Raw genomic sequence first — 23776 nt, forward strand, 5'->3', positions numbered from 1 at the left:
CTCATGAACGAGAATTTGGTAGCCCGGGTGAAAAACCTGAGTGTCGGCTTCGGCACCAGAGGGCGCGAGACGCCGGTGGTGCGCGATGTGTCCTTCGAGGTGATGCGCGGTCAGACGCTGGCGATCGTGGGTGAGTCCGGCTCCGGCAAATCCGTCACCTCAATGGCGATGATGGGCCTGATCAAGCGCGCCGGCGGACGGGTGCTTTCGGGCTCGATGGAGCTGCAAACCAGGAATAACCAGATTGTCGACCTGGTGGCGGCGCCCGAGTCTGTCATGCGCACACTGCGGGGCTCGTCCATGTCGATGATCTTTCAGGAGCCCATGACTTCGCTGAATCCGGTCTTCAAGATCAGCGCGCAACTCATCGAAGGCATCTTGCTGCATCAGCGGTGCATCCGTGCGCAAGCCGAAGCCCAGGCATTACGCATGCTGGACCTGGTGCGTATTCCGGATGCGAAGCAGGTCATGAACCGGTTTCCCCATGAGCTTTCCGGCGGCATGCGCCAACGGATCATGATTGCGATGTCGCTGGTCTGCGAGCCCACACTGCTGATCGCCGACGAGCCGACCACAGCGTTGGATGTGACGGTGCAGGCGCAGATCCTGCGGATTATCAAGGAGCTGCAAGATAGCCTGGCCATGGGTGTGATCTTTATCACCCACGATATGGGCGTGGTGGCGGAAGTCGCAGACCATGTGATGGTGATGAAGAAAGGCGAGACCGTTGAGCAAGGTCCGGCAAGGGCAGTGCTGCAGGAGCCCAAGCAGCCCTACACCCGGGCATTGCTGGCGGCTGTTCCAAAAATCGGCTCAATGCGTGGCACTCAACTTCCCGCAAAATTTGCCTTGATCGATGATGACGTCGCAGCGGGTGCAGAACCTGCGCCTGGCGTGGCCCCGGACTACCAGAGTCCGCCGGTGCTCAGAGTCGAGTCGTTGTCCATTCGGTACGACCTCAAAGGTGGTCTCCTCGGGAAGGTCCGGCGCCGTGTGCATGCCGTCGAAGGCATCGACTTTGATATCTACTCAGGTGAAACGCTGGCCCTGGTGGGCGAGTCCGGGTGCGGGAAATCCACCAGCGCTCGTGCGATTGCCGGGCTGATGCCGATACAGGGCGGGAATATCGTTTTCGGTGGCAAGAACCTTACGACGTTGAACAAGAGCGATATGAACTCGCTGCGCCGCGATATCCAGATGGTCTTCCAGGATCCCTATGCATCCCTGAACCCGCGTCTCACGATCGAGAACAGCCTGCTGGAGCCGCTGCATGTTCATGGCATTGCACATGGCGCGCAAGCACGAAAGCAGGTGCGAATATTGCTGGAGAAGGTGGGGCTGTCGGCGGAGCATGCACAACGCTATCCGCACGAGTTCTCGGGTGGGCAGCGACAGCGGATCTGCATCGCGCGGGCGCTGACTCTGTCTCCGAAGCTGATCATCGCCGATGAAGCCGTCTCGGCGCTGGACGTGTCCATTCAAGCCCAGGTGATTAATCTCCTGCAGGACCTGCAGCGCGAGATGGGCATTTCATTCCTGTTTATTTCCCATGACCTGGCGGTGGTCGAGCGGGTCAGCCACCGGGTGGGGGTGATGTACCACGGACGCATCGTTGAGATCGGGCCACGCCAGTCAGTGTTCGAGCAGCCTCAGCACCCTTACACCCAAAGGTTGCTGAGCGCGGTGCCCTCGGCGGACCTGAACGTGCCCAGAAAGCCGTTCAGCCTGATGGAGGAGAGCGTGCCCAGCAGGATTTACGAGGTGGGCTACAAGGCTCCGCCGATCAGTTACCGCGAGGTCGCCGCGGGCCACTTCGTTGCAATTTGAGCGCCGGGTATCACAGGTCGACACACCACCCTATGCGGGCGGGTTCAACTGCCCTTAACGAGCATGTACTTGCTGAAATTGTTGATGTGATCATCAAGATTATCCTCAAGCATCATCCGGTACTGATCACAGAAATACTTCAGCATCGCCTCACGGGCCTGGGCCATTTCTTCGCCGGATTTAAAGCTGCGTGCGCTGACCCAGGCATTGAAGCGTGTGGTGCCGAACATCATCGAGGCGCTGACTTTGCCCAGGTCGGCGAACGCCCTGAACTGCTCGTTGGACAGCTCGATGTGCGCGTCCGCGCGATCATAGAAGCCGTTGTCGGTGGTGTCTGGCATTGCGGTTACCTTCCTGTTCGTGAGTGCGGCGAAGGTACCGCCGCGCTCCACAGGAAGGCAACCACATCGGCCGCTTCAGGCTTTATTTATTGCGCGTCACCCTCCACACCGTGTTGGCCAGGTCATCGGCAATGATCAGCGCACCCTTCGGATCAACAGTGACCCCCACCGGCCGGCCGCGAGTCTTGCCATCGTCCCCGCGGAAACCCGTGGCGAAGTCCAGCGGCTCACCGGCAGGCCGGCCATTGCTGAACGGCACGAAGATCACCTTGTAGCCCACCGGATTGTCCCGGTTCCAGCTGCCGTGCTCGCCGACGAAGACGCCGTCGGCATATTTCTCGCCCATGGCCGGGATGGAAAAATCGACGCCCAGCGCGGCGACGTGGGAACCCAGGCTGTAATCCGGCTTGATCGCGGCGGCGACCTTGGCCGGGTTCTGCGGTTGGGCGCGGGTGTCGACGTTCTGGCCCCAATAGCTGTAGGGCCAGCCGTAGAATTCGCCTTCGCGCACCGAGGTCAGGTAATCCGGCACCAGGTCCGGCCCCAGTTCATCCCGCTCGTTGACCACCGCCCACACCTGCCCGGAGCCCGGTTGAATGGTCAATGCCGTCGGGTTGCGCAAACCGGTTGCATAAGGCTTGTGGGCGCCGGTGGCGGCGTCGATCTGCCAGACCATCGCCCGGTCGATCTCGACCTCCATGCCGCGTTCGGTGATGTTGCTGTTGGACCCGATGCCCACATACAGCGAGCGGCCGTCGGGGCTGATCGCCAGGGATTTGGTCCAGTGGTGATTGATCGCGGCGGGCAGCTCGGTGACGGTGGTGGGCGGGCCACCGGCCTTGGTCTGGCCGTCTGCGTAGTCGAAGCGCACCAGCGCATCCTGGTTCGCCACGTACAGCTTGCCGTCGGCAAAGGCCAGGCCGTAGGGCGCGTTGAGGTTTTCGGCGAATACGGTTTTCAACTCGTAGGTGCCGTCACCGTCGGCGTCGCGCAGCAGGGTCAGGCGATTGCCGCCCTTGACCTTGGTGTTGCCCTCGGCCTTGATCACGCTGGCGATCACATCCTTGGGCTTGAGTTTCGCTGCGCTGCCGCCCCGGCCTTCGGCGACGAGAATGTCGCCGTTGGGCAGCACCAGGGTCTGGCGCGGGATCCGCAGGTCGGTGGCGATGGCCGTGATGCTGAAACCCTCGGGCACCGTGGGTTTCTGCTCGGCCCAGGCCACCGGTTCGGCGATCTTCATGCTGGGCAACAGGCCGCGCTGGGGTTCCGGCAGCTTGGGGTCGGGGCCGCGAGCCTGAGTGCTGTCGGGTTCGCCACCGCAGGCGCTCAACAGCACCGCCATGCTTAAAACGGTCAGCGTGCTGGAAGGCTTCATTGGGCACCTCCCGAGCGCAGGTTGGTCAGCCCGACCCACGTGGTCACGCAGGCCAGCAGGGTCACGACGGCAGACAGCACCAGGCCCGAAGGCATCACGGCCCAGGCATCCTTCGCATGTTCAAATGCATTTACCAGGCCCAGCGCCCAGGTCACCAGCAACAGCAGGAAGTACACCGTGGGGCGCCCGGCCTTGCGGTCGGCACGCAGCAGGTTGACCAGTGCAAACAATCCCGCCAGCCCGCAGAACAGCAGGGCGCCGGCGATCAGCCAGGCGGCGAAGTTGCTCCATTGGATCTGGTAGGTCTGGTAGTAGGCAATGTCGCTCAGCAGGGCGCCGAGAAACAGCGGGACGGTACCGGCCAGCAAGGTCGCGTGAAGCGGGCCAGGCGTGCAGCGGTAGGTGAGGGTGGTGGTGTCGGTCACGGGCGGCTCCTTATCGTTGAGCGGCCCTGATGAGGCTCATCAGGGCCGCGCTGACTGCGCTTAAGGAAGGAGCGTGCTGCTTGCGCGTTAGTTCACCCGCTATTCGTTTCCAAATATGTTGCGTCAGTTGATGCGTGGATGTTGCTGCACCAGGTTTTCACGCTTGGCTTCCAGCTCGGCGATTTGCGCGTCGATATCTTCGATCTTCTGCTCGATATTATCTTCGTGCTCCTGCAGCAGCTCCTTGGCTTCCTCGATATCCGACGCCGCCGGTGCCGCACCGCGCAGGGGTTTGTTGGCGGTTTCCTTCATGGTCAGGGCGGTGAAAAGCCCCAGTACGGCGAACACCATCAGGTAATAGGCCGGCATGTACAGGTTGTTGGTGGTCTCCACCAGCCAGGCCATGGCGGTTGGCGTGAGGCCGGCAATCAGGATCGAGATGTTGAAGGCGCTGGCGAGCGCGCTGTAGCGGATGTGGGTAGGGAACATCGCCGGCAGGGTGGACGCCATCACGCCGATAAAGAAGTTGAGCACCACCGCAATGATCAGCAGCCCCGAGAAAATCAGCCCGAGCTTGCCGCTGTTGATCAGCATGAACGCCGGAATGGCGAGGAAGAACAGCGCGATGCTGCCGAACAGAATGAAGGGTTTGCGCCCGATCTTGTCGCTGACAAAGCCAATCATCGGCTGCACGAACAACATGCCGACCATGATCGCGATGATGATCAACACGCCGTGATTTTCGCTGTAGTGCAGGTTGTGCGACAGGTAGCTCGGCATGTAGGTGAGCAGCATGTAGTACGTGACGTTGGTCACCACCACCACGCCGACACAGGTCATCAGGCTGCGCCAGTGCTTGGTGGCGACTTCCTTGAACGAGACTTTCGGGCCGCCCGCCAGGCCTTCGCGGTCACCTTGTTCGAGTTGCTCCACGTGCTGTTGAAAGGCCGGTGTTTCTTCCAGGGCATGACGCAAGTAGAGCCCGATCATGCCCAGCGGCAGGGCGAGGAAGAACGGCAGGCGCCAGCCCCAGGACTGGAAGGCGTCTTCGCCGATCACCGCCGAAATCAGCACCACCACGCCCGCGCCGAGCACGAAGCCGGCGATGGAGCCGAAGTCCAGCCAACTGCCGAGGAAGCCGCGCTTGCGGTCCGGGGCGTATTCGGCGACGAAGATCGAGGCACCGGTGTACTCACCGCCCACCGAGAAGCCCTGGGCCATCTTGGCCAGCAGCAACAGGATCGGCGCCCAGATGCCTATCGAGTCATAGGAGGGGATCAGCCCGATGGCGAAGGTGCTCAAGGACATGATCACGATGGTCGCCGCCAGGACCTTTTGCCGGCCGTATTTGTCCCCCAGCCGGCCGAAGAACAGGCCGCCCAACGGGCGAATCAGGAACGGCACCGAGAAGGTCGCCAGGGCGGCGATCATCTGGACGCTGGGGGATGCCTCGGGGAAGAACACCTTGCCGAGTACATAGGCGACAAAGCCGTATACGCCGAAGTCGAACCATTCCATGGCATTGCCCAGCGCAGCGGCGGTGATCGCCTTGCGCATCTTGGCGTCGTCGACGATGGTGATGTCATCCAATCCAATGGGATTGACGGTTTTCTTGCGTGATTTCATGGGAATACTCAGCCGCAGGTCCATTTCGATGCCACTGTTTTGGTGGCATGCGCTTAATGGGTCAGATACATGCGGACACTGAATAATTCACCACTGGCTGGATTTTTTTGTTAACGGCCCGACAAGGATTAACTGATCCGCTCACCCCCCAGGGAATCACGCTGCATCGACTGCAGGTTTTTCTCGATGGTTTCGCAAAGGGCTTCCATCTGGATCTGGTGCTCGCTGTCGCGGAACGGGCTTTGCAAATCGGTGCCGATGCGTTCGATGGCCAGCAGCATGAAGCCCACCACCGTGGACGCCAGCGGGGTGAACCAGCCCAGGGATTCCACCAGGCCCACCGGCACGATCAGGCAGAACAGCGAGATGAACAGCCGCGGGAAATACACGTAAGGGTAGGGCAGCGGTGTATTGGCGATGCGCTCCATGCCGCCCTGGCTGTTGGACAAATCCACCAGGGTCGACTCCAACCGCGCCAGGCGAATGCTGTCCAGGCGCCCGGCCTTGTATTCCTGGGCCAGCAGGGCTGCGGAGCCGTTGATGATGTCGTTGGAAAAGTTATTGGTACTGGTGCTGCGGGCGAACTCGTTGGCCGGCAGGAAGGCGCGGATTTCTTCCGGGCAAGGCTGGCCCCGCAAGTGCGCCGCCAGGCAGTTCACATACGCCACGTGACGGCGCAGCAAGGTCGCCTTTATCGGGTTGACCTCATTGTCCGGGTCATCCAGCAGCGTCAGCACTTGCCGGGCGAAGCTGCGGGAATTGTTGACCATCGCGCCCCATAACGTGCGTGCTTCCCACCAGCGGTTGTAGGCGCTGCTGTTGCGGAAACTGATCAGCACCACCAGCGCCGAGCCGAGCAGGGTGAGCGGCATCAGCGGCAGGTTGATCTTGCTGTTGAGGAACAGCATGAAGTCCACGGTGACGGCGATATCCCAGAGCAGCAGCCAGAACAGCGCCCAGCCTACATAGCCCATGGTCTTGATGATCAGGCGGTATTTTTTGATGATGGCAGCGTTCAAACGGAAACCTCGCGGCGAGCGGTAAACATCAATGCCCTAGCTCGGACGGTGTTTACCGGGTAAAGGTTCGCCGGGGGGCCGGGTCTTCAGGCCTGGAATGTCAGGACAAAGCGGTTTTCGCCCTGGGGCTTGCCGTCCGGTGCGGGCTGGTCGGGCACGAAACCGCAGCGGGTGAGGACTTTTTGTGAGCCCACATTCTCGGGGTATACGTACGCCACCAGTTGGGTCAGTGCCCAGCGCGCCTGTGCCTCGCGGATCAGATGGTTCAGCGCCAGGGTTGCCAGCCCTTGCCCGCACGAGCGCTCACCCACGCGGTAGCCGACTTCGGCAGAGCCCTTTGGCGAGTCGATGCTTTTCAGGTTGGCGCGACCGACGATTTCGCCGCTGGCGTCTTCGATCACGAACGGGTGCCATGTGCCGGTGGCCAGGCCAGATAGATAACCGTCAATATGCTCGGCGACGCCCTGCACCGAGTAAAACGATGGGTCGCGCGCCTCGATATGCGACTCGAACCAGTCACGGTTACGGGCTTCGAAGGCCAGCAATGCTTCAGTGTCCGTACTGCTCAGCTCGCGAACGCGAAATGACGTCATTGCTCGAATCTCCAGGGTTGTTCTGTCCATTTAGTCATGTTTTCGTCATAAAGGCGTGTGAAATTTGCCTGCCAAAAATATGAAATCATGGAGTTTTTCCGATGAGGGTAGTCACCTCCGGCTCGGCGTATCTGGACATCGATGCATACGCCTGCTGCATTGCGTATGCCGAGTTGTTGAATCGTCAGGGAATCGAGGCGCGTGCCGTCAGCAGTGCTCCACTGAATGCCAGCATCTCCAGGACCGTGCTCGGCTGGCTATCATCACTGGATGACTACCGACCCGGGCCCGGCGATGAGTTTGTGATGGTGGATATCTCGGACTTCCACCACTTCGACCCGGTGGTCGTGCTCGATCAGGTGGTGGAGGTGATTGACCATCACCCGGGGTTTGAAACCTATTGGGCGCAGAGGCTGGGAAGTGCCGCAGACATCCGTTTGATCGGTGCAGCAGCGACGCAGGTTTTCCTGCGTTGGGAAGCGGCCGGTTTGTTGCCGCTGATCAGTGAGCACAGTGCCGCGCTGCTGGCCACGGCAATCCTGGACAATACCCTGAATTTTACCGGGCAGTTGACCACCGCGGCGGATGTTCGGGCTTATGAAACCCTCGCGCTGCTGGCGAAACTCGCGGCAGACTGGCCTGAGCGGTATTTCTCCGAGTGCCAGGCCACTATCGAGTCAGACCTTGCAGGCGCGTTGGCGGGTGACCTGAAGTGGCTGAAAGCCGACAGCAACCTGCCGCAGGTTTTTGCGCAGATGACGGTGTGGGATGCCGGTGCGCTGATCCGAAAGCATCGCTCGACCATCGCTGATTGGCTGGCGGCGCAGGGGGAGGACTGGCTGGTGAATCTCATCAGTATCCGCGAGTGCAGAAGTTATTTCCTGGCTGAGCCCAAGGTCAGCCAGGAAAAACTGAGCCAGTTGCTTTCCATCGACTGGCAGGCTGGGATGGCGGTGCTGGATCGTTCGCTGTTGCGCAAGGAACTGGTAAGGCTGGCGGCCACTGATTGACGGCGTTCACCAAAGTGACGTTCCTCTTTGAAGAACCCGCAATACAATGGCCAGGGTATTACCGAAAAGGAACGGCAGTTGAACGAACACACATTGTCCATGCGCCTTGAGCGCGTGGCGACGCACGTCCCCGCCGGGGCGCGCCTGGCGGATATCGGCTCCGACCACGCCTACCTGCCGGTGGCATTGATGCGCCGCGGCGCCATCGTGGCGGCGGTGGCGGGCGAGGTGGCCCTGACGCCGTTTCGCGCAGCCGAGCGCACGGTGCGCGAGAACGAGCTGGAGCAACACATCACCGTACGCCTGGCCAGTGGCCTGGCGGCGATCGAGCCGGGAGACGGGATCACCGCGATCAGCATTTGCGGCATGGGCGGCGAGACCATCCGCGACATCCTCGACAGCGACAAGGCGCGCCTCAACGGCCGGGAGCGCCTGCTGCTGCAGCCCAACGGCGGCGAGCAACCGTTGCGCCAATGGCTGATGGAGAACGGCTACCGCATCGTGTGCGAAGAGCTGCTGCGGGAGAACCGATTCTTCTACGAAATCATCGTTGCCGAGCACGCCGGGCCTGTGACCTATACCGCCGAAGAACTGTACTTCGGCCCGCTGCAAATGCAGGCCCGCAGCCCGGAATTCCTGCTCAAGTGGCAGCGCATCCTGCGCCACAAACAGCAGACCCTGAGCGACTTCGCCCAGGCGCGGCAAGCGGTGCCCGAGGACAAGGTGCAAGAAGTCGCCCAGCAGGCGCGGTGGATCGCAGAACTGCTGGCGTGAGGGTCAGCCTGCGAGGGTGTTCAGCTCTGCGAGTACCTCGTCCGAAAGATCCAGCTCGCCCACCGCGATGTTTTCCCGTAGATGGGTGACCGAGGACGTTCCCGGGATCAGCAGGATATTCGGGGAACGGCGCAGCAGCCATGCCAGGGCCAGTTGCATCGGGGTGACGCCGAGGCGCTGTGCAACGTTCGACAACACCGCTGACTGCACTGGCGAAAATCCGCCCAGCGGGAAGAATGGCACATAGGCGATGCCGTCCCGGGCCAATTCGTCGAGCATCGCGTTATCGTGTTGGTGGGCGATGTTGTACAGGTTCTGGACGCACACGAAGCGCACGATTTTTCGCGCCTCGGCGACCTGCGTCGGGGTAACGTTGCTGATGCCGATATGGCGTATCAGGCCCTGTTGTTGCAGCTCGGCAATGGCACTCAGGGGTTCCTCGATCGAGCCTTCGGCAGTGCCCATCACGCCGTGCATGGCCCGCACATTCACCACGTCCAGCACATCCAGGCCCAGGTTGCGCAGGTTGTCGTGCACGGCCTGGGTCAGCTCGGCCTTCGACGAAGCGTTGAACCAGGCGCCATCGTCGCCACGGCGGGCGCCTACCTTGGTGACGATCGTAAGATCGTCTTTATACGGGTGCAGTGCCTCACGAATAATCTGATTGGTGACATGCGGCCCGTAGAAGTCGCTGGTGTCGATATGGTTCACGCCGCAAGCGACGGCCTCGCGCAGTAAGGCCAGCGCTGCATCACGGTCCTTGGGCGGGCCAAACACGCCTGGGCCGGCCAGTTGCATGGCACCGTAGCCGATGCGGTTGACGGTGCGATCGCCGAGATTGAATGTGCTGGTGGTCATGGTCGGAGCTCTTGCTTGACGGGAGGAAGCCTATAATATGAAGGATCCTTCAGATTTAGAATTCGCATTCCATGAGCCCTCTCAAAGCGTCGTTAAAGCCAAGAAAATCAGCGGTCCAGGCCCGGTCGGCGGCGACGGTGGAAGCGCTGCACACGGCAACCCTTCAGGTTTTGACCGCTCAGGGCCTGGTGCGCTGCACCACGACCCGCGTGGCCGAGCGGGCGGGCATGTCGGTGGGCAGTCTCTATCAGTACTATCCGAACCGCGATGCACTGCTTGCTGCGGTATTGGAGAAGCATCTGGTGCAGGTGGCCGAGACCGTCGAGCAGGCGTGCGATCAACACCAGGGCACCACGGTGGCGGAAATGGCATCGGGGTTTGTCACGGCTTTTCTCGCCGTGAAGCTGATGGACCCGACGGCGTCCAAAGCCCTGTATGCCATCGCAGGTGAGCGGGGCGGTGCGGAGCTTGTGGCGCGGATCAACAAGCGGGTGGTGGCCGCGATTGCAGCGATGTTGGCGACGGCGTCGGATGCCCGTTTTGAAGACCCATCCCTTACCGCCGCCATCTCGCTCAGCGCGGTGGTGGGACCGGTTCGGGCGTTGCTTGAAGGCAATGCATCTGCGGCCTTTGAAGCCGGCCTGGAACAGCAGGTGACCCGCATGCTGCGAGCTTATCTTCAAACCTATCAGTCACTTACGTAAACCGTGTTCAGGGTATTTTGCGGCGCTGCTTCGCACTAAAGTCACATCCATGGGTCCATAAGCCCCGCAATCGAACTTTGAAGATTTAACCCATGCACCTACGCAAAATTGCAGTTGGGCTGTCGGCCCTTGTTTTGCTCTCCACCGGGGCGCAAGCCCGTGGCCTGCTGGACCTCATCACACCACCTCAACCCCATACCTCCCGCTCGGGCTCCATCAGCCAGGGCGCGGCCCTGGATCTGTATTCAAGCCAACAGAAAAAGCCATCGTTCGACAGTTGCGCCGACCTGTTCCCGGCCGCACAACCGATCAACACGGCCACCGTGCCGGCCACCATGAAACCCCTGGCGCTGTGTTCCGATAATTTCGCGGTGCTGTACTCGCAAACCAGCAAGACCCCGCTGGTGGTGGTCGAACGCCTGAATGCCGGCCAGTTGAAGGATGCCAAAGGCGAAGAACGCACCAACCAGTTCTACCCCGACCCGCGTATTCCCAAAGGCGCGCGCGCCGAGTTGAGCGACTACCGTGGCCAACACCCGGCCGTGGACCGTGGCCATCAATCCCCGGCGGCGGATGCGCCGAGCACCAACGCCATGGCCCAGTCCTTTGCGCTGTCGAACATGGTCCCGCAAGACCCGACCAACAACCGCAAGATCTGGAGCAAGGTCGAGGCGGACGTGCGCAAGTTTGCCAAGCGCGCCGACGGCAATGTGTTCGTGTTCACCGGGCCGTTGTTTGACCCGGGCTACAGCACCATTGGCGACAACAAGGTCTGGGTGCCGACTCGCCTGTTCAAGCTGGTTTACGACGTGTCGTCCAAGCGCGCCTGGGCGTATGTTCTGCCCAACGCTGAAACCCGTATCGAGAAGCCGATGGACTACGCGACGTTTGTGAAAACCACCGGGCTCAAGTTGCTCGGGAATTTGCCGGTGACGGGGTCAGTCGGGCGTACTTGACGGCCTGAAACCGGGTGCGTCACTTGCCCTTTTTCAACGTCTTCAAGCGCAACGTTGCGCGCTGCACAGCGGCCATCTTCTCTGGCCGCTTCATCTTTTTCCATTTGCGAATATCGTCCTTGGTGCGTCCACAACTCACGCACAGCTCACCACTGAGCTGGCAGGTTGAGACGCACGGGTTCTCGATATCTTTAGCCAAGGCTTTACCCCTTTACCGCATACAGTTTGAGCAGGCGCAGGCGCCAATTGCCGCCATGCTGCAGGTGGCATTCTTCCTCGGAGTCGAAGCGCACGTAGCGGTGCGAAGAAGGGCGATCCACCCCGGCATCCTCCAGCGCGGTGGCCGTCAGTTCGCGCATGCGCAGGTCCAGTCCGGTAGAAAGGGCCAGTTCCCGGTTCGCCCTGGTATCGAATACCCAGATGACCAGCAGGCTTTGGGCAAAGGCCTGGTAGTCGACTTCGTGGGTCAGCCAGTCGAAGCCGGTGATTTCGGCTTTCGCGATCTCACAGGCTTCGGTCAGGGTCGCGACCAGGCGACGTTCGATGCGTGCGCTGTCGCGTTTGCTTGAAGACATGGGGATTCCTTGAGGAGCGAGGAGGGTGATGATACGCGAGAGGTCCACTGTAGGAGCTGTCGAGCTTTAGCGAGGCTGCGATGGCGGACTGGCAGGCGACATCTTTATTGCCTGACAGGGCCTCTTCGCAGCCTCGCTAAAGCTCGACAGCTCCTACGCAGGATTTTGTCGGATCGAGATGATCGTTCCCACGCTCTGCGTGGGAATGCCGCCTCGGACGCTCTGCGTCCAGCTGACGATGCAAGGTTCAAGTCCTGCGCAATGGTGACGCGGAGCGTCACAGGATGTATTCCCACGCAGAGCGTGGGAACGATCAACTGTGCGAGCCTGCGAAGATCAACTGTGGGAGCTGTGTTGCCCATCAGATATTTTTAGGCCGATCCAGCTTGCGCGTCATGGTGTACACCGCCACGCCGGCCGCCAGGATGCCCGAGGCCGCGCCGACCGCCAACGCCCAGCGCGGCCCAAGATGGTCGGCCACCCAGCCCACAATCGGTGCGCCAATCGGTGTGCCGCCCAGGGCCACGCCCACCCGCAGGGCGATTACCCGGCCGCGCATGGAGGGTTCGGTGGTGAGTTGCATCAGGCTGTTGGTGGTGTTGCTGAAGGTCAGGGCGCCCACGCCGATGATCACCAGCGCCCCGGCGAACAACCAATAGTTCGGGGCAATCGCCGCCAGCGTGCAGCCCACCCCGAACACCAGCGCGCCGATCAACAACGCCTTGAAGTGTGGCCGCTCGCGACCGGCTGCGAGCAGCGCCCCGGCAACGGTGCCGATGGCCAGGGTCGACGTCAGCAGGCCATAGCCGCGGGCATCGGCGTGGAACACGGTGACGGCCATGGTCGAGATGAAGATCGGAAAATTCATGCCGAAGGTGCCGATCAAGAACAGCATGATCAGGATCGCCATCAGGTCCGGCCGTGCCCACACATAACGCAGGCCTTCAGTCAGGCTGCCCTTGGTGCGCAGCGCCCGCAGGCTGGTGTGCAGGCCGGAAACCCGCAGCAGAAACAGCGAGGCCAGCACCGCGAAAAAACTCGCGCCATTGAGCAGGAACGCCCAGCCGGTGCCCACCGATGCGATGGTCACGCCGGCCACCGCCGGGCCAATCATGCGCGCCATGTTGAACGAGGTGGAATTGAGCGCGATGGCATTGGACAGGTCCGCTTCGCCCACCAGCTCCGCCACGAATATCTGCCGCACCGGTGCATCGAAGGCCGAGGCGCAGCCAGACAAAAACGCGAACACATACACGTGCCACAGCTGCACGATGCCGGTCAGGGTAAACACCCCCAGCATCAGCGCCAGCACGCCCATCACGCCCTGGGTGACCATCAGCAGCTTGCGCTTGTCGTAGTGATCGGCGGCGAAGCCGGTCCAGGGCAGCAACAGCAATTGCGGCCCGAACTGCAACGCCATGACGATGCCGACGGCCGACGCGTTATGCGGCGTGAGCTGGGTCAGCACCAGCCAGTCCTGGGCCGTGCGTTGCATCCAGGTGCCGATATTCGACACCAGGGCGCCGGCGGCCCAAATGCGGTAGTTGACGCTGCGCAGCGAGCGGAAAATGCCCATCGAACTCACACCGGCCCTGAGGAATGACCACCGTTGAAGCGCCCGAAATGCTGCGCCAGGAATACACTCAGGGCCAAGGCCCCGAGCCCGAGGGCGAGCACATCAGCGGTGCTTTTGAGGTCGAAGTCCCCGACCCGGCAGACCAGCACGTAGCCGATCACCAGGTTGAGAAAACCCCAGAGCACATTCAGCGTCGAGGAGGACCGCCCCTGGCCGCGCGGCTTGGCAAACGGCGTCTGGAAGGACTGGCCCATCAAGCCACTGAGGCAATGGGGCAGCGCGTTGGCGAGCAATACGCCGCCGAAGAAATAAGACACCAGCTCATGCCATTGCATCGTCACGCCCCCCTTGTTGCAAGCAAGCCGATGATCTCTTGCGCCGTGCCGGTTTCCCCCAGCTTCGGGAATACCTGGTTCAGGCTGTAGTGATGGGCCTCGGCGTTCGCGTCGGTCATGGCGTCGACGGCCAGGGTCACGTTGAAGCCGGCCTCGTAGGCCTGGCGCGCGGTGGACTCCACGCCGGTTCCGGTAGCAACGCCGGTGATCACCACTTGGGTCACGCCGAGTGCTTTGAGTTGCGCCTCAAGATCGGTGCTGGCGAAGGCGCCCCAGGTGCGTTTGGTCACCCCTATGTCGCCGGGTTGCTGATCGAGTTCGGGCAACAGGTCGGCCCATCCTGGTGGAAACACATCACTGCGCCGTGGCCGCTCGGTGCGCCCGGGGGCGAAGCCTGTGACGTTGACCAGCACCACCGGCATGCCGCGCTCGCGGAACGCGTCGAGCAGTGCACGGGAGCGTTCCACCACGGCGCCGATGGGGTGGATGAACGGGTATTCGGCGATGCCTTTCTGCAAGTCCACGATGATCAGCGCGGTGTTGGGATCCAGCAAGGTGACGGCCATGGGAGGTCCTCGAACGGATAGAAGTGGCTCAAAAGTCGGCGAGGCGCTCCAGCAGCTTTACCGCTGCCGCGAGTTCAGCTTGTTCTTCGGCAGACAGTTGCTCCTGCAGCGCCCGCAGCAGCCAATCGTCCTTGGCTGCCCGGCTGGCGATCAGGTGCTTACGAAAGCCGGGAGTCAGCTCGATCAGGGTTTGGCGCCCATCGCTGGGGTCGGGTTTGCCCCTGATCGCTTTCATCGTTTCCAGCCCGGCCACGGTGATGCGCATGGACTGCGGCCGCACGCTCTCCGCCCGGGCCAGGGCCGAGACGGTGCTGGGCCCGTCTCGGTCCAGGCGCAGCAGCACCGACTTCTGGGCGGAAGTGAAATCGTTCGGATGGGTTTGTTCCCGCAGCCGGCGTATCAGCTTGCCCAGGGAGATGCGCAGCTCGGCAGCTAGGGCGGCGGATTGGGTTTCGGAGGTGATGGAAGGTTTGTTCATGCCCGGACGTTAGCATGCGTGCAGAAAAACTGTACAGTTTAGCTGTATGAAATTTTTGTCATAAAAGCCCGCGTCGACGGTCCTTTTGCCGGGGCGTTACCTGGTGTCGCGGCTGGGCGTGCTGTCGTTCATGGACCGGGATGGTGCAAGACCGAATGCTATGTGGGTGACCGATTGTTGGGCGTGGATGATGAACGGGTTCTGCAACTGTTCACGGACTTGATGAGCCGCGCATTGACCTGATCGACATGCATGCGCGGCTTTTTCCCGGCCTATCAAGTGTGTTGATAGCGGTACTCCTGAGTCACCCCTTCATAGCCGTAGGCACTGGCTCGGCAGTCGATGATATGCACATTGGAGTGTGGGTGCAGGTTGCCGATCAACTCCGCCAACAGCGTGTAGGCCTCACGATGAAAACGCGCCTTTTGCGCCTTGGTGTTGGTCTCATCGGTCACGGTGACTTCCAGGCGGAATGCGTTGCGCCCATGTTCGGCCAGCGAGCGGTTATGAATGAACCACTGGTCATGCGGTACAAAATCGAGAATCAGCAAGGTCTGCTCCGGGCGTTTCTCGAGCACTTCACAGGTCAGTGCAGTGAGCTGCGGGACGAGCTGGCGGACCAGTTCGGGATTGCGTTCTCCGGATATTTTCAGGGTGATGCCTGGCATGGCGAATTCCTCGTAAGGGTAGGGTGAGGTGCCAGATTAAGAAAATTATTCGGATCTGAAAAACGGGAAGATATAATGATATCTATCGGAAAAAACGCAGGTTAGACATGCGCCCCTTTGACCTTGAGCAACTGCGCTCCTTCGTCACCATCCTGGAATCCGGCAGCCTTTCGGCGGCCGCGCCCAAGCTGTGCCGTTCCCAGTCCGCGCTCAGTGAGCAACTTCGCAAGCTGGAAACCTTCACCGGCGTGACGCTGCTGGAGCGCGGCAAAAAAGGCGTGAGCCCCACACCTGCCGGGGAGCGCCTGCTGGCACATGCGCGTGAATTGCTCGCGCTGAGTGACTGCGTGCTTGAGGACATGCGCGGCGTGACCTTGAGCGGCGAACTGCGCCTGGCCATCACCGACTATTTTTTGCCGAGCGCCATCGCGGGCATGTTGAAGGGTTTGCGCACGCGATATCCGCAGCTTCGGTTGCATGTTTCGGTGCGCAAGAGCCTCCAAATCGAAAAGGGCGCCAACAGCGGCGAATTCGACATTGGCCTGTCGATGCGCATCCTCGATGGTCGCAGCCTTCCCGAAGGCATTCCCGTACGACGAGAGGCCCTGCGGTGGGTGGCACTCAGTGGGTTCGACGCACAGCACCAACTCGCGGCGCCGCTGCCGTTGGTGGTACTTCCCCAGGATTGCAGCTTGCAGCGGTTCACCATCGACCTGCTGGATGCGCGCGGGGTGCCGTATGTCATCGCGCATTCCGCGTCCGGGGTGGCGGGCCTGCAATCGGCACTGCTGGCGGGGCTGGGCGTGGCGTGCCTGAACAGCTCGGCCGTGCCTGCCGGGGCCGAGGCATGCCGGACGATTCAAACGCTTCCGGCGTTGCCCGATGTCGAGTTCAGCCTGTTACCGCCGCGTCCGGGCGAGGCTTCGCTGGTCAGTGCAGTGCGAGAAATGTTGATCACGCACTTTTCCTAGCGGCTCAAGATCGCCGGCTGGCCCCCGGCGGCTGCCCGGTGACGCGCTTGAATGCCCGGCTGAACGCGGCCTGGGAGTTATAGCCAAGGCGCTGCGCCACGGTTTCAATGGGCAGCCGCTCCAGCGTCAGCCACTGGCTGGCCAGGCGCATCCGCAGTTCGGTGGCGTAGCGCAACGGTGGCGTTCCGATTGTGGTTTGAAAGTGTTGGGCGAACACCGAGCGCGAGGTATGACACTGCGCCGCGAGCTCTTCCACCGTCCAGTCGCGCCCAGGCTGTTGATGCAACGCCAGCAGGGCCTTGGCCAGGCGCGGGTCGCGTAGCGCGGCCACCAGGCCGGACGCATTCCCGCAGGCACATTCGACCCAGCCCCGAACAACCATGGCCGCCACCACGTCCGCCAGGCGCGCCAGTATGCCGGCGAAGCCGATGCGGGCGCTGCTGACTTCACGCTCCATGGCCGCCAGGATCGGCATCAACCCCGGATAACGTTGGCCCTTGGCGTCGATCAGCATCAGGTCCGGCATCAGGCGGCCAAGGCCGTGCAAACTCCCCAGTTCAAACTCCATGCAGCCGCTGAAGAGCAGGGTGCTTTGAGCCACGCCTGCATCGGTGCGGGCATCCACGGCACACACCGCATCGCCGAGGGCTGCGGCGTTGAAGCTGTCGATGTCCTGCACCGGCACCTCCGGGCTGGAGAGCAACTGATGGGCGCCCCCGTGGGAGATGAACACGGCGTTGCCCGGCGTCAGTTCGTACTGCGTGCCGTCCTCGGTACGCAGGGTGACGCCGCCGGCGGCGACAAGGTGGAAGTACGCATGCCCGGGTTTGGCCGCAAAGCCCAGGCCAAACGCCGGCCCAGCCTGGATACGGCGGTACTCGACGCCCCGCAGGCGCATGCCGCGCAGCAGCTCGTTGATGAGGTCAGAGGACACGTCGAACGGTTCTGGAAGCATCATTTTCGGGGTTTCGGTAAAGAATTCAAGATTTTGCATCATAGATCATCCTGCCCTGCGTACCTAGACTGGCGGTCGCGATAACTTTTGGAGGGTGACCAGTGATGAGCAGTTGTGTGTGTGACGCCGTAACCGGTGCAGATGTGGCGCCCGCGACACCGGCCTGGATGGCGGTGTTTTCGTTGGCGATGGGCGTGTTCGGATTACTCACGGCGGAGTACCTGCCGGCCAGTTTGTTGACGCCGATGGCGGCCGAACTCGGCGTCTCGGAAGCCTTGGCAGGGCAGGCGGTGACAGTCACGGCGGTGGTGGCGTTGTTCGCCGGGTTGCTGGTGCCGGGCCTGACCCGCGGGATCGACCGGCGCGTGGTGCTGTTGTGCTTCAGCGCACTGATGATCTGCTCCAACCTGCTGGTGGCGGTCTCGTCGAGCCTCACGGTGTTGCTGCTGATGCGCGTCCTGCTGGGCATCGCCCTGGGTGGCTTCTGGAGCATGGCGGCGGCGGTGGCGATGCGGCTTGTACCGGCGGCACTGCTGCCGCGTGCCTTGTCGATCATCTTCAGCGGCATCGCGGTGGGCACTGTCGTGGCGGTGCCGCTGGGCAGCTTTTTGGGTGGGCTGTACGGCTGGCGCAGCGCGTTTCTCGCCGCCGCCGCAGTGGGCGGCGTGACCCTGGTGTTCCAGCTGTTCACCCTGCCGCCGCTCGCACCCCGCAGGACCGCCCGCTTGAGGACGGTGCTGGAAGTGCTGTTGCGTCCGGGCATTGCCGTGGGCATGTTGGGGTGCGTGCTGGTGCACACCGGGCACTTTGCGCTGTTCACCTATATCCGGCCATTCCTGGAAAGCACCACTGGCGTCGATGCCGAGGGGCTGGCGTTGATGTTGCTGGGGTTTGGCGTTGCGAACTTTGCCGGCACGCTGCTGGCCGGTTGGCTGCTGGTGCGTCTGCCGCGTGGAACATTGGTGCTGATGCCCGCGCTGGTGGGCGTTGCGGCGCTCGCCCTGGCGCTGTTGCCTGCAACCGTGACCGGGCAGGTGTGGTTGTTGATGCTCTGGGGCCTGGCGTTTGGCGGGGTGCCGGTGGCCTGGTCGAACTGGGTGGCGCGGGCCGTGCCTGACCAGGCGGAAAGCGCCGGGGGCATGGTGGTGGCTTCAGTGCAGTCGGCGATTGCCGCCGGGGCGGCGGCAGGCGGCGCGATGTTCAGTTTCAGTGGTATCGGCGGGGTCTTTGTCGCGGCAGGTATCTTGATGCTGTTGGCGGCACTGTTGATTGCGCTGAAGGTGAAGGTTGAAGCGCCTCCACAAGGTGCAGAGGCGGGGCCGGCGTTTCATCTCTGAAACCGTGTTAGAGGCAGGGGGCGAGAATAAACGCATGCGCTTCGCCCCCTTTCAGTTCGCTTGATCAATCCTGCTGGTTTTGGGCTCAGTTCCGACTCCGAGCAATCGTAGCTGAACGACCGCCTGCTGATCATTGACCTGCAGCGACCCTCGTATCTCTCTTTACTTCAGTAGCTGCGCAAAATAACCTCTGCCTCGCAGGCACCGTCCTGCTCCTTCAGGTTTGGCAAGGCGCTTCACACTCACCAGCACCGCCTGGCAGGTGTCATGGTGCTTGCACGTTGAGGTTCTGCGATGAGCGCAGTCGTTGATCATGGCGTCCGTTTCGGACGAATTGCAGTAACGCTTCCCGTAAAGGACATGGGCAGGGCCCATGATTTTTACACCAGGGTCCTGGGGTTTACGAAAGCCTTCGAAAATGGAAACCCGATCGGCTTCATGATTCTGCAGCGCGACCAGGGCGAGCTGCATTTGACCTTGCAACCCAACCACCCAGCCGCCGCGTTCACGATTGCCCACCTGATGGTGGACGATGTCGACAGGCTGCACGCCGCTTGCGTGCAGCATGGGGCGAGGATCATCAAGCGCCTCAAGGATCAGGATTACGGGTTGCGGGCGTTTGTGTTCGAAGACCCGGACGGGAATCGTATTGATGTAGGTCAGCCGCTCTAACCGAGCAATCAGGGAAGATAATGTTGACGACTACCGATGTTGTTCACACGCTGCGTGCACCGTCAGAGCTTGATTACTACGACACCCGGTCAGCCCCGCTGCCTACTGAAATCACCGCGCTGGATGCCTGGAACATCATGACCGGCGAACCGGGGCCGTTGATGCAGGTGGCTTTCCGAATCAGGGATGCCATTTCCTCGTTGTTTGGTGTGAAGCGCATCGGTGGGTTCTCCGGCACCTTGCGCGAGGCTGTGCAGGTCGGCGACCGGCTGGACTTCTTCCTGGTGGAACGCAGCGCGCCCGACATGCTGGTGCTGACCGAGCGTGACCGGCACCTGGATGTGATGATCTGCCTTTCAATCGCTGACCGTGTACTCACGATCACCTCGTCGGTTGTCACCCATAACACCTATGGGCGCCTCTACATGCTGCCAGTGGGGCCAGCGCACAAACTCATTGTGAATGCTCACCTACGACGACTTGAACGAACGCTGCAAGAGACAGCCGCAACGCCCGGCGGGTAGGCACGTTCACCGCCCGCCGGGAGGTGGATCAATTGCCTTTTTCAGCCGCCAAGAAGTACGCAACCAACGCATTGGCGTGACCATGGCCCATGCCGTGTTCAGTCTTGAGCAAGGCCACAAGCTCCATATGCTTCCTGGAACTGGCGGCCTTGAGCAGATCCAGCCAGTGGCTAATGGGTTGCCCATAGTTTTTTTCGATGGAGGGGAAGTACGACGCTGGCCCTTTTGTTTTTGTGTCGTCGGTCATGATGCAAACTCCCTTTTTGCTGAGGTGATAATGCCCGGATAACGTTACCGCTCTGGACTCACCGGGTCCACCGTACGGCCCGTCCCTACAGGCCCCCGTTGGCCTCGCCAATCAGAATATCCTCGAAGAACGCCCCGACCGGTTGTGTGGGATGGCAGATCTGTATCTCCAGCACCCAGACCATCTCGCTCGGTACGATCTCGACTTCAGCCAGCTTGTCCTGCCCGAACAGGGCATGGGGGAAGTCGGCGATGCGGTGTCCGGCCAGGTTGCGCTCAAGGCGCCAGCCCTTGGAGAGGGCGCTACCCTCAGCGAAGTCGTACAGCTCGCGCCCGGTCAGCCCGCGGTGCCAGGCATCGCGGGTCTCGTCGAACACTTCATGCAGGGCCTTCGTGCAAGCGTCATGCAACGGGTGCTCGCCGAAGACGAAGGTGTCGCCATAATCGCCTTCATAGCCATCCCACACCGGGCCAAGGTCCACCACGGCGATATCGGTGGGCCGCAGCTTGCGCAGCAGGTCGATGCCTTGGCGGGGTGTGCGGATGGTGTCTTCGCCAAAGCGAATATAGGTGGGATGCCAGGTGTGAGACGCGCCCATGGCCTGCAATGTCTCGCTGGCCATTGCGAGGGCTTGCGCCGTGGTCATGCCGACTTTCAATTGATCGGCGATGGCGGCCAGGGCCCTGACCGTTTGCTCGCGGGCCGCGAGCATGCCGTCCAACGAGTAGCGCGGGCCGACTTTTTCCAGCACCGGGTGCCGCGTGTTGAGCGACTCCGCTGGCGTCAATGCACCGCTGGGGACGAAGGCTTCGGCGACAAAACGATGCGCCTGCGCACCTGCCGCCAGGCAGGCTTCGCGGGCCTGGTTGATCATCGTGCTATTGCCGCAGGCGTAGATTTGGCTCTCGGCCCAGTCATGGGGCTGTGTCAACGCGACCTGCTGTACGCGGGCGTCTGCCGACAAAACCCGATGCCAGAGAAAGCGTGGATGGGCCTGGCTGGCCCGTTCGAGAAACTCGACGTCATAGAAGTCCGCCGGTGCCGAGTTACCCCAATACAGGGTGACCTCGGCCTGGCGGGCCAGGGCCGTCAGCAACAAGGGCTTGATACCGGCATAACCGGTCCCGGTAGCGAACAGCACAACAGGGCGCTCATCGTCGTGTTGCCAGGTGCAGGCGCCCACGGGGCCTTCGAGTTTTACGGCATCGCCCACTTGCAGGGTCGGCAGGATGCGTTCGGAAAACAGGCCGCCGCTGACCTGGCGAATATGAAATACCAACCGGCCTTGATCCTGCGCGGGCAGATTGGCCACGGAGAAACAGCGGCTGTCGCCATCGTCGAGGCGAAACCTGAGGTACTGGCCGGCCCGGACTTCGAGTGGCTGGGCAGTCAGCAACACCAGCTCGACGATGTCGGCGCTCAACGCGCGTTTGCTGATCACCTGTGCGCTGGCTTCCAGCGCGGGCGTGTCCAGTGACCAGCCGGGGATTTCCACGCGCATGTCGCTGCAGGCATGGCTCTGGCACAGCAACATCTCGTCAGCCGCGAGCGGATAAGAAGGGGCAGGGGTGTCGGGTGTGCGCAGCTTTTCCCGGTGCTGGCCCGACACCACCTTGACCTTGCACGATCCGCAGGCGCCGCGCCGGCAGGAAAAGGGTACGGCGAGACCGCTGGCCAGCATGGCGTCGAGCAGCAATTGATCGGCAGCTTCGAAGGATTTGCCCGAGGGCAACAATTCAACGACATGGCGGTTTTGCATAAACACCTCGGGGCAATTGAGGCTCGATTGTTGCGGTAGACTAGGACCAGGAGAACCTCCAGTTTTGGATAATTCATATGGTCCAGCTTCGCAAATGGCGCCCGTTGCTCAAACTCGATGGGGCGCAGCCGCAGGCGTCCTACAGAAAGATCGTCGAGGGCCTGGTGAGTGCGATTGTCGAGGGCCGCCTGCGCCCCGGAGCGCTGTTGCCCGGCACGCGGGAGATGGCGCAACTGCTGGACGTCAACCGCAAGACGGTGATCCTTGCCTACGAGGAGGCGGTGACCAAGGGCTGGCTGGTCAGCCTTCAACGTCGCGGTACCTTCGTCAGTTCGCAGTTGGCGACAGGCGCCGTGCCGGCCACCCGCGCCCCGAAGTCGTTTGCCCCGGCATTGCGGGAGGTGCCTGCGGCGGCCTATTTCACCCCAGGCGAACAGGTGACAGCCCTGCAACACCGGCCCGGCGCGCTGTTTTTCGACAATGGCGCCTGTGACCATCGCTTGCTGCCGCAAGCCGTGCTGCACCGCTATTACCGCAATGCCTTGCGCAACAGCTTTACCACCAACACCGTGCGCCATGGCAGCGAAGGCAGCGGCCAGTACCTGCGCAATGCCCTGGCCGAAATGTTGCGCCACAATCGCGGCCTGACGGTCGGCGCGCCGCAGATTTGCCTGACCCAAGGCGTGCAGATGTCGCTGTACCTGACCGCCAGCGCGCTGCTCAAGCCCGGTGATGTGGTGGTGGTCGAACGCCTGAGTTACCCACCGGCCTGGGAGATTTTCCGCCAGTTGGGTGCGCAACTGGTCACCGTGGACCTGGACGACGAAGGTTGCCGGGTCGACCAGCTCGCCGAGCTGTGCCGCCTGCATAACGTACGGATGATGTACGTCACCCCCCATCACCAGTTTCCTACCACCGTCAGCCTGCGTGCCGGCCGTCGCCAGCAGCTCCTGGAACTGGCCCGGCTGCATGACTTCTGCATCATCGAGGAAGACTACGACCACGAGTATCACTTTGCCGGACGGCCCTATTTGCCCCTGGCCAGTGACAGCGCGCAGCGTCATGTGATCTACATCGGCTCGCTGTCCAAGTCCCTGGGCAGCACCTTCCGTTGCAGCTACATCGTTGCACCGTCGAACCTCATCGAAGTGCTTGAGCGTACGGCGGCGGTGAGCCTGGGCCAGGGCGATGCCGTGATGCAGCGGATGCTCGCGGACCTGATCAATGATGGCGAATTGAAGAAGCACCTGCGGCGGGTGTCCAGGGAATACCGTCGGCGTCGGGAGACCCTGCTCAGTTGTTTGCTGGAAGCTTTTGGCGAGCAGATCTCTGTGCAGGAACCCGAAGGCGGGCTGGCGCTGTGGGTAAGGTTCGCCGACTCAATCGACGTCGACCGACTGGCCGAAAAAGCGCTGGAGCTGGACCTGGTGGTGCGCAGCGGTCGCCTGTTTTCACCGTTTGATCATCCTGAAAATGCCTTGCGCCTGGGCTTCGCCTCGCTCAATTCGGAGGAAATCCGCGTCGCTACGCAGCGTTTGGCTGAGGCTTCACGGGCGATTGGGGGCGCGGCTAAATAATTAAGCCGGCTCAAAGGTGGATGTGTAA

The 23776-nt window shown here is 61.9% G+C and carries 27 protein-coding genes; 10 read left to right on the forward strand and 17 right to left on the reverse strand.

Annotation, left to right across the window (positions count from 1 at the left end; all coding sequences use genetic code 11):
- Window positions 1-3: 3 nt before the first annotated feature.
- Window positions 4-1827, forward strand: a complete 1824-nt coding sequence (locus C0058_RS10260) for an ABC transporter ATP-binding protein (RefSeq protein WP_102368484.1) — start codon at window positions 4-6, stop codon at window positions 1825-1827.
- Window positions 1828-1871: 44 nt separating this feature from the next.
- Here the strand turns inward: C0058_RS10260 and C0058_RS10265 are convergent, their stop codons facing one another.
- The 6 genes from C0058_RS10265 to C0058_RS10290 form a co-directional block, all read right to left on the reverse strand.
- On the reverse strand, window positions 1872-2168 hold the full coding sequence (locus C0058_RS10265; protein ID WP_003207921.1) for a DUF3144 domain-containing protein: 297 nt from the start codon (window positions 2166-2168) through the stop codon (window positions 1872-1874).
- 82 nt (window positions 2169-2250) lie between these two features.
- Complete coding sequence (locus C0058_RS10270) at window positions 2251-3543, reverse strand: sorbosone dehydrogenase family protein (protein WP_102368485.1); 1293 nt, start codon at window positions 3541-3543, stop codon at window positions 2251-2253.
- On the reverse strand, window positions 3540-3968 hold the full coding sequence (locus tag C0058_RS10275; RefSeq protein WP_003207924.1) for a DUF2231 domain-containing protein: 429 nt from the start codon (window positions 3966-3968) through the stop codon (window positions 3540-3542). Before C0058_RS10275 ends, C0058_RS10270 begins: the two co-directional genes overlap by 4 nt.
- A gap of 123 nt (window positions 3969-4091) precedes the next feature.
- Window positions 4092-5594 (reverse strand): glycine betaine/L-proline transporter ProP, encoded by a 1503-nt coding sequence (proP, locus tag C0058_RS10280; protein WP_003207926.1) that lies wholly within the window; start codon window positions 5592-5594, stop codon window positions 4092-4094.
- Window positions 5595-5722: 128 nt separating this feature from the next.
- Entirely contained in the window at window positions 5723-6613 is an 891-nt protein-coding gene (locus tag C0058_RS10285; protein WP_102368486.1) for a bestrophin family protein, read from the reverse strand.
- Between the two features lie 86 nt (window positions 6614-6699).
- Window positions 6700-7206, reverse strand: coding sequence for a GNAT family N-acetyltransferase (locus C0058_RS10290; protein WP_102368487.1), 507 nt, complete (start codon window positions 7204-7206; stop codon window positions 6700-6702).
- A 101-nt stretch (window positions 7207-7307) separates the two neighbouring features.
- Here C0058_RS10290 and C0058_RS10295 point away from each other — a divergent pair, with 101 nt between their 5' ends.
- Window positions 7308-8216, forward strand: coding sequence for a bifunctional oligoribonuclease/PAP phosphatase NrnA (locus C0058_RS10295; RefSeq protein WP_102368488.1), 909 nt, complete (start codon window positions 7308-7310; stop codon window positions 8214-8216).
- Window positions 8217-8294: 78 nt separating this feature from the next.
- Window positions 8295-8990, forward strand: a complete 696-nt coding sequence (locus C0058_RS10300; RefSeq protein WP_102370233.1) for a tRNA (adenine(22)-N(1))-methyltransferase TrmK — start codon at window positions 8295-8297, stop codon at window positions 8988-8990.
- 3 nt (window positions 8991-8993) lie between these two features.
- Here the strand turns inward: C0058_RS10300 and C0058_RS10305 are convergent, their stop codons facing one another.
- A complete protein-coding gene (locus tag C0058_RS10305; RefSeq protein WP_003207934.1) occupies window positions 8994-9848 on the reverse strand; it encodes an aldo/keto reductase family oxidoreductase in 855 nt (284 codons plus the stop codon).
- Between the two features lie 71 nt (window positions 9849-9919).
- On the opposite strand from C0058_RS10305, the gene C0058_RS10310 reads away from it, so the two are divergent.
- Both C0058_RS10310 and C0058_RS10315 read left to right on the forward strand, forming a co-directional pair.
- Window positions 9920-10552 carry a TetR/AcrR family transcriptional regulator gene (locus C0058_RS10310; protein ID WP_023659027.1) on the forward strand — a complete coding sequence of 211 codons (633 nt, stop codon included), beginning with the start codon at window positions 9920-9922 and terminating at the stop codon, window positions 10550-10552.
- A gap of 92 nt (window positions 10553-10644) precedes the next feature.
- The gene (locus tag C0058_RS10315; protein WP_102368489.1) at window positions 10645-11508 is read left to right on the forward strand and encodes a DNA/RNA non-specific endonuclease; all 864 of its coding nucleotides are present in this window, start codon (window positions 10645-10647) and stop codon (window positions 11506-11508) included.
- 19 nt (window positions 11509-11527) lie between these two features.
- Here the strand turns inward: C0058_RS10315 and C0058_RS10320 are convergent, their stop codons facing one another.
- The 7 genes from C0058_RS10320 to C0058_RS10350 form a co-directional block, all read right to left on the reverse strand.
- On the reverse strand, window positions 11528-11707 hold the full coding sequence (locus C0058_RS10320) for a DUF1289 domain-containing protein (RefSeq protein WP_003207939.1): 180 nt from the start codon (window positions 11705-11707) through the stop codon (window positions 11528-11530).
- Window positions 11708-11711: 4 nt separating this feature from the next.
- Window positions 11712-12083: a hypothetical protein gene (locus tag C0058_RS10325; RefSeq protein ID WP_003207940.1), complete on the reverse strand. Its 372-nt coding sequence runs from the start codon at window positions 12081-12083 to the stop codon at window positions 11712-11714.
- Between the two features lie 361 nt (window positions 12084-12444).
- Entirely contained in the window at window positions 12445-13659 is a 1215-nt protein-coding gene (locus tag C0058_RS10330; RefSeq protein ID WP_008438863.1) for an MFS transporter, read from the reverse strand.
- A 5-nt stretch (window positions 13660-13664) separates the two neighbouring features.
- On the reverse strand, window positions 13665-13994 hold the full coding sequence (locus C0058_RS10335; RefSeq protein WP_102368490.1) for a hypothetical protein: 330 nt from the start codon (window positions 13992-13994) through the stop codon (window positions 13665-13667).
- A 2-nt stretch (window positions 13995-13996) separates the two neighbouring features.
- Window positions 13997-14560 carry an isochorismatase family protein gene (locus C0058_RS10340; protein WP_102368491.1) on the reverse strand — a complete coding sequence of 188 codons (564 nt, stop codon included), beginning with the start codon at window positions 14558-14560 and terminating at the stop codon, window positions 13997-13999.
- A gap of 28 nt (window positions 14561-14588) precedes the next feature.
- On the reverse strand, window positions 14589-15038 hold the full coding sequence (locus C0058_RS10345; protein WP_003214523.1) for a MarR family winged helix-turn-helix transcriptional regulator: 450 nt from the start codon (window positions 15036-15038) through the stop codon (window positions 14589-14591).
- A 275-nt stretch (window positions 15039-15313) separates the two neighbouring features.
- Window positions 15314-15706, reverse strand: coding sequence for a tautomerase family protein (locus C0058_RS10350; protein ID WP_003214522.1), 393 nt, complete (start codon window positions 15704-15706; stop codon window positions 15314-15316).
- 107 nt (window positions 15707-15813) lie between these two features.
- On the opposite strand from C0058_RS10350, the gene C0058_RS10355 reads away from it, so the two are divergent.
- Window positions 15814-16677: a LysR family transcriptional regulator gene (locus C0058_RS10355; protein ID WP_003214521.1), complete on the forward strand. Its 864-nt coding sequence runs from the start codon at window positions 15814-15816 to the stop codon at window positions 16675-16677.
- Between the two features lie 4 nt (window positions 16678-16681).
- Here C0058_RS10355 and C0058_RS10360 read toward each other — a convergent pair whose 3' ends face one another.
- The gene (locus C0058_RS10360; protein WP_102370234.1) at window positions 16682-17671 is read right to left on the reverse strand and encodes an AraC family transcriptional regulator; all 990 of its coding nucleotides are present in this window, start codon (window positions 17669-17671) and stop codon (window positions 16682-16684) included.
- 65 nt (window positions 17672-17736) lie between these two features.
- Here C0058_RS10360 and C0058_RS10365 point away from each other — a divergent pair, with 65 nt between their 5' ends.
- The 3 genes from C0058_RS10365 to C0058_RS10375 all read left to right on the forward strand — a co-directional run bounded on the left by C0058_RS10365 (window position 17737) and on the right by C0058_RS10375 (window position 20165).
- Complete coding sequence (locus C0058_RS10365) at window positions 17737-18969, forward strand: MFS transporter (protein WP_102368492.1); 1233 nt, start codon at window positions 17737-17739, stop codon at window positions 18967-18969.
- 294 nt (window positions 18970-19263) lie between these two features.
- Window positions 19264-19641, forward strand: coding sequence for a glyoxalase/bleomycin resistance/extradiol dioxygenase family protein (locus C0058_RS10370; RefSeq protein ID WP_008438853.1), 378 nt, complete (start codon window positions 19264-19266; stop codon window positions 19639-19641).
- A gap of 20 nt (window positions 19642-19661) precedes the next feature.
- Complete coding sequence (locus tag C0058_RS10375; protein WP_102368493.1) at window positions 19662-20165, forward strand: DUF2867 domain-containing protein; 504 nt, start codon at window positions 19662-19664, stop codon at window positions 20163-20165.
- Window positions 20166-20193: 28 nt separating this feature from the next.
- On the opposite strand, the gene C0058_RS10380 is transcribed toward C0058_RS10375, so the two are convergent.
- Complete coding sequence (locus tag C0058_RS10380) at window positions 20194-20412, reverse strand: DUF4287 domain-containing protein (protein ID WP_003214516.1); 219 nt, start codon at window positions 20410-20412, stop codon at window positions 20194-20196.
- 85 nt (window positions 20413-20497) lie between these two features.
- On the reverse strand, window positions 20498-22171 hold the full coding sequence (locus C0058_RS10385) for a M24 family metallopeptidase (protein WP_102368494.1): 1674 nt from the start codon (window positions 22169-22171) through the stop codon (window positions 20498-20500).
- 77 nt (window positions 22172-22248) lie between these two features.
- Between C0058_RS10385 and C0058_RS10390 the strand changes: the two genes are divergently transcribed.
- Complete coding sequence (locus C0058_RS10390; protein WP_102368495.1) at window positions 22249-23748, forward strand: PLP-dependent aminotransferase family protein; 1500 nt, start codon at window positions 22249-22251, stop codon at window positions 23746-23748.
- Window positions 23749-23776 lie beyond the last annotated feature (28 nt).

The organism is Pseudomonas sp. NC02 (assembly GCF_002874965.1).
GTDB lineage: Bacteria > Pseudomonadota > Gammaproteobacteria > Pseudomonadales > Pseudomonadaceae > Aquipseudomonas.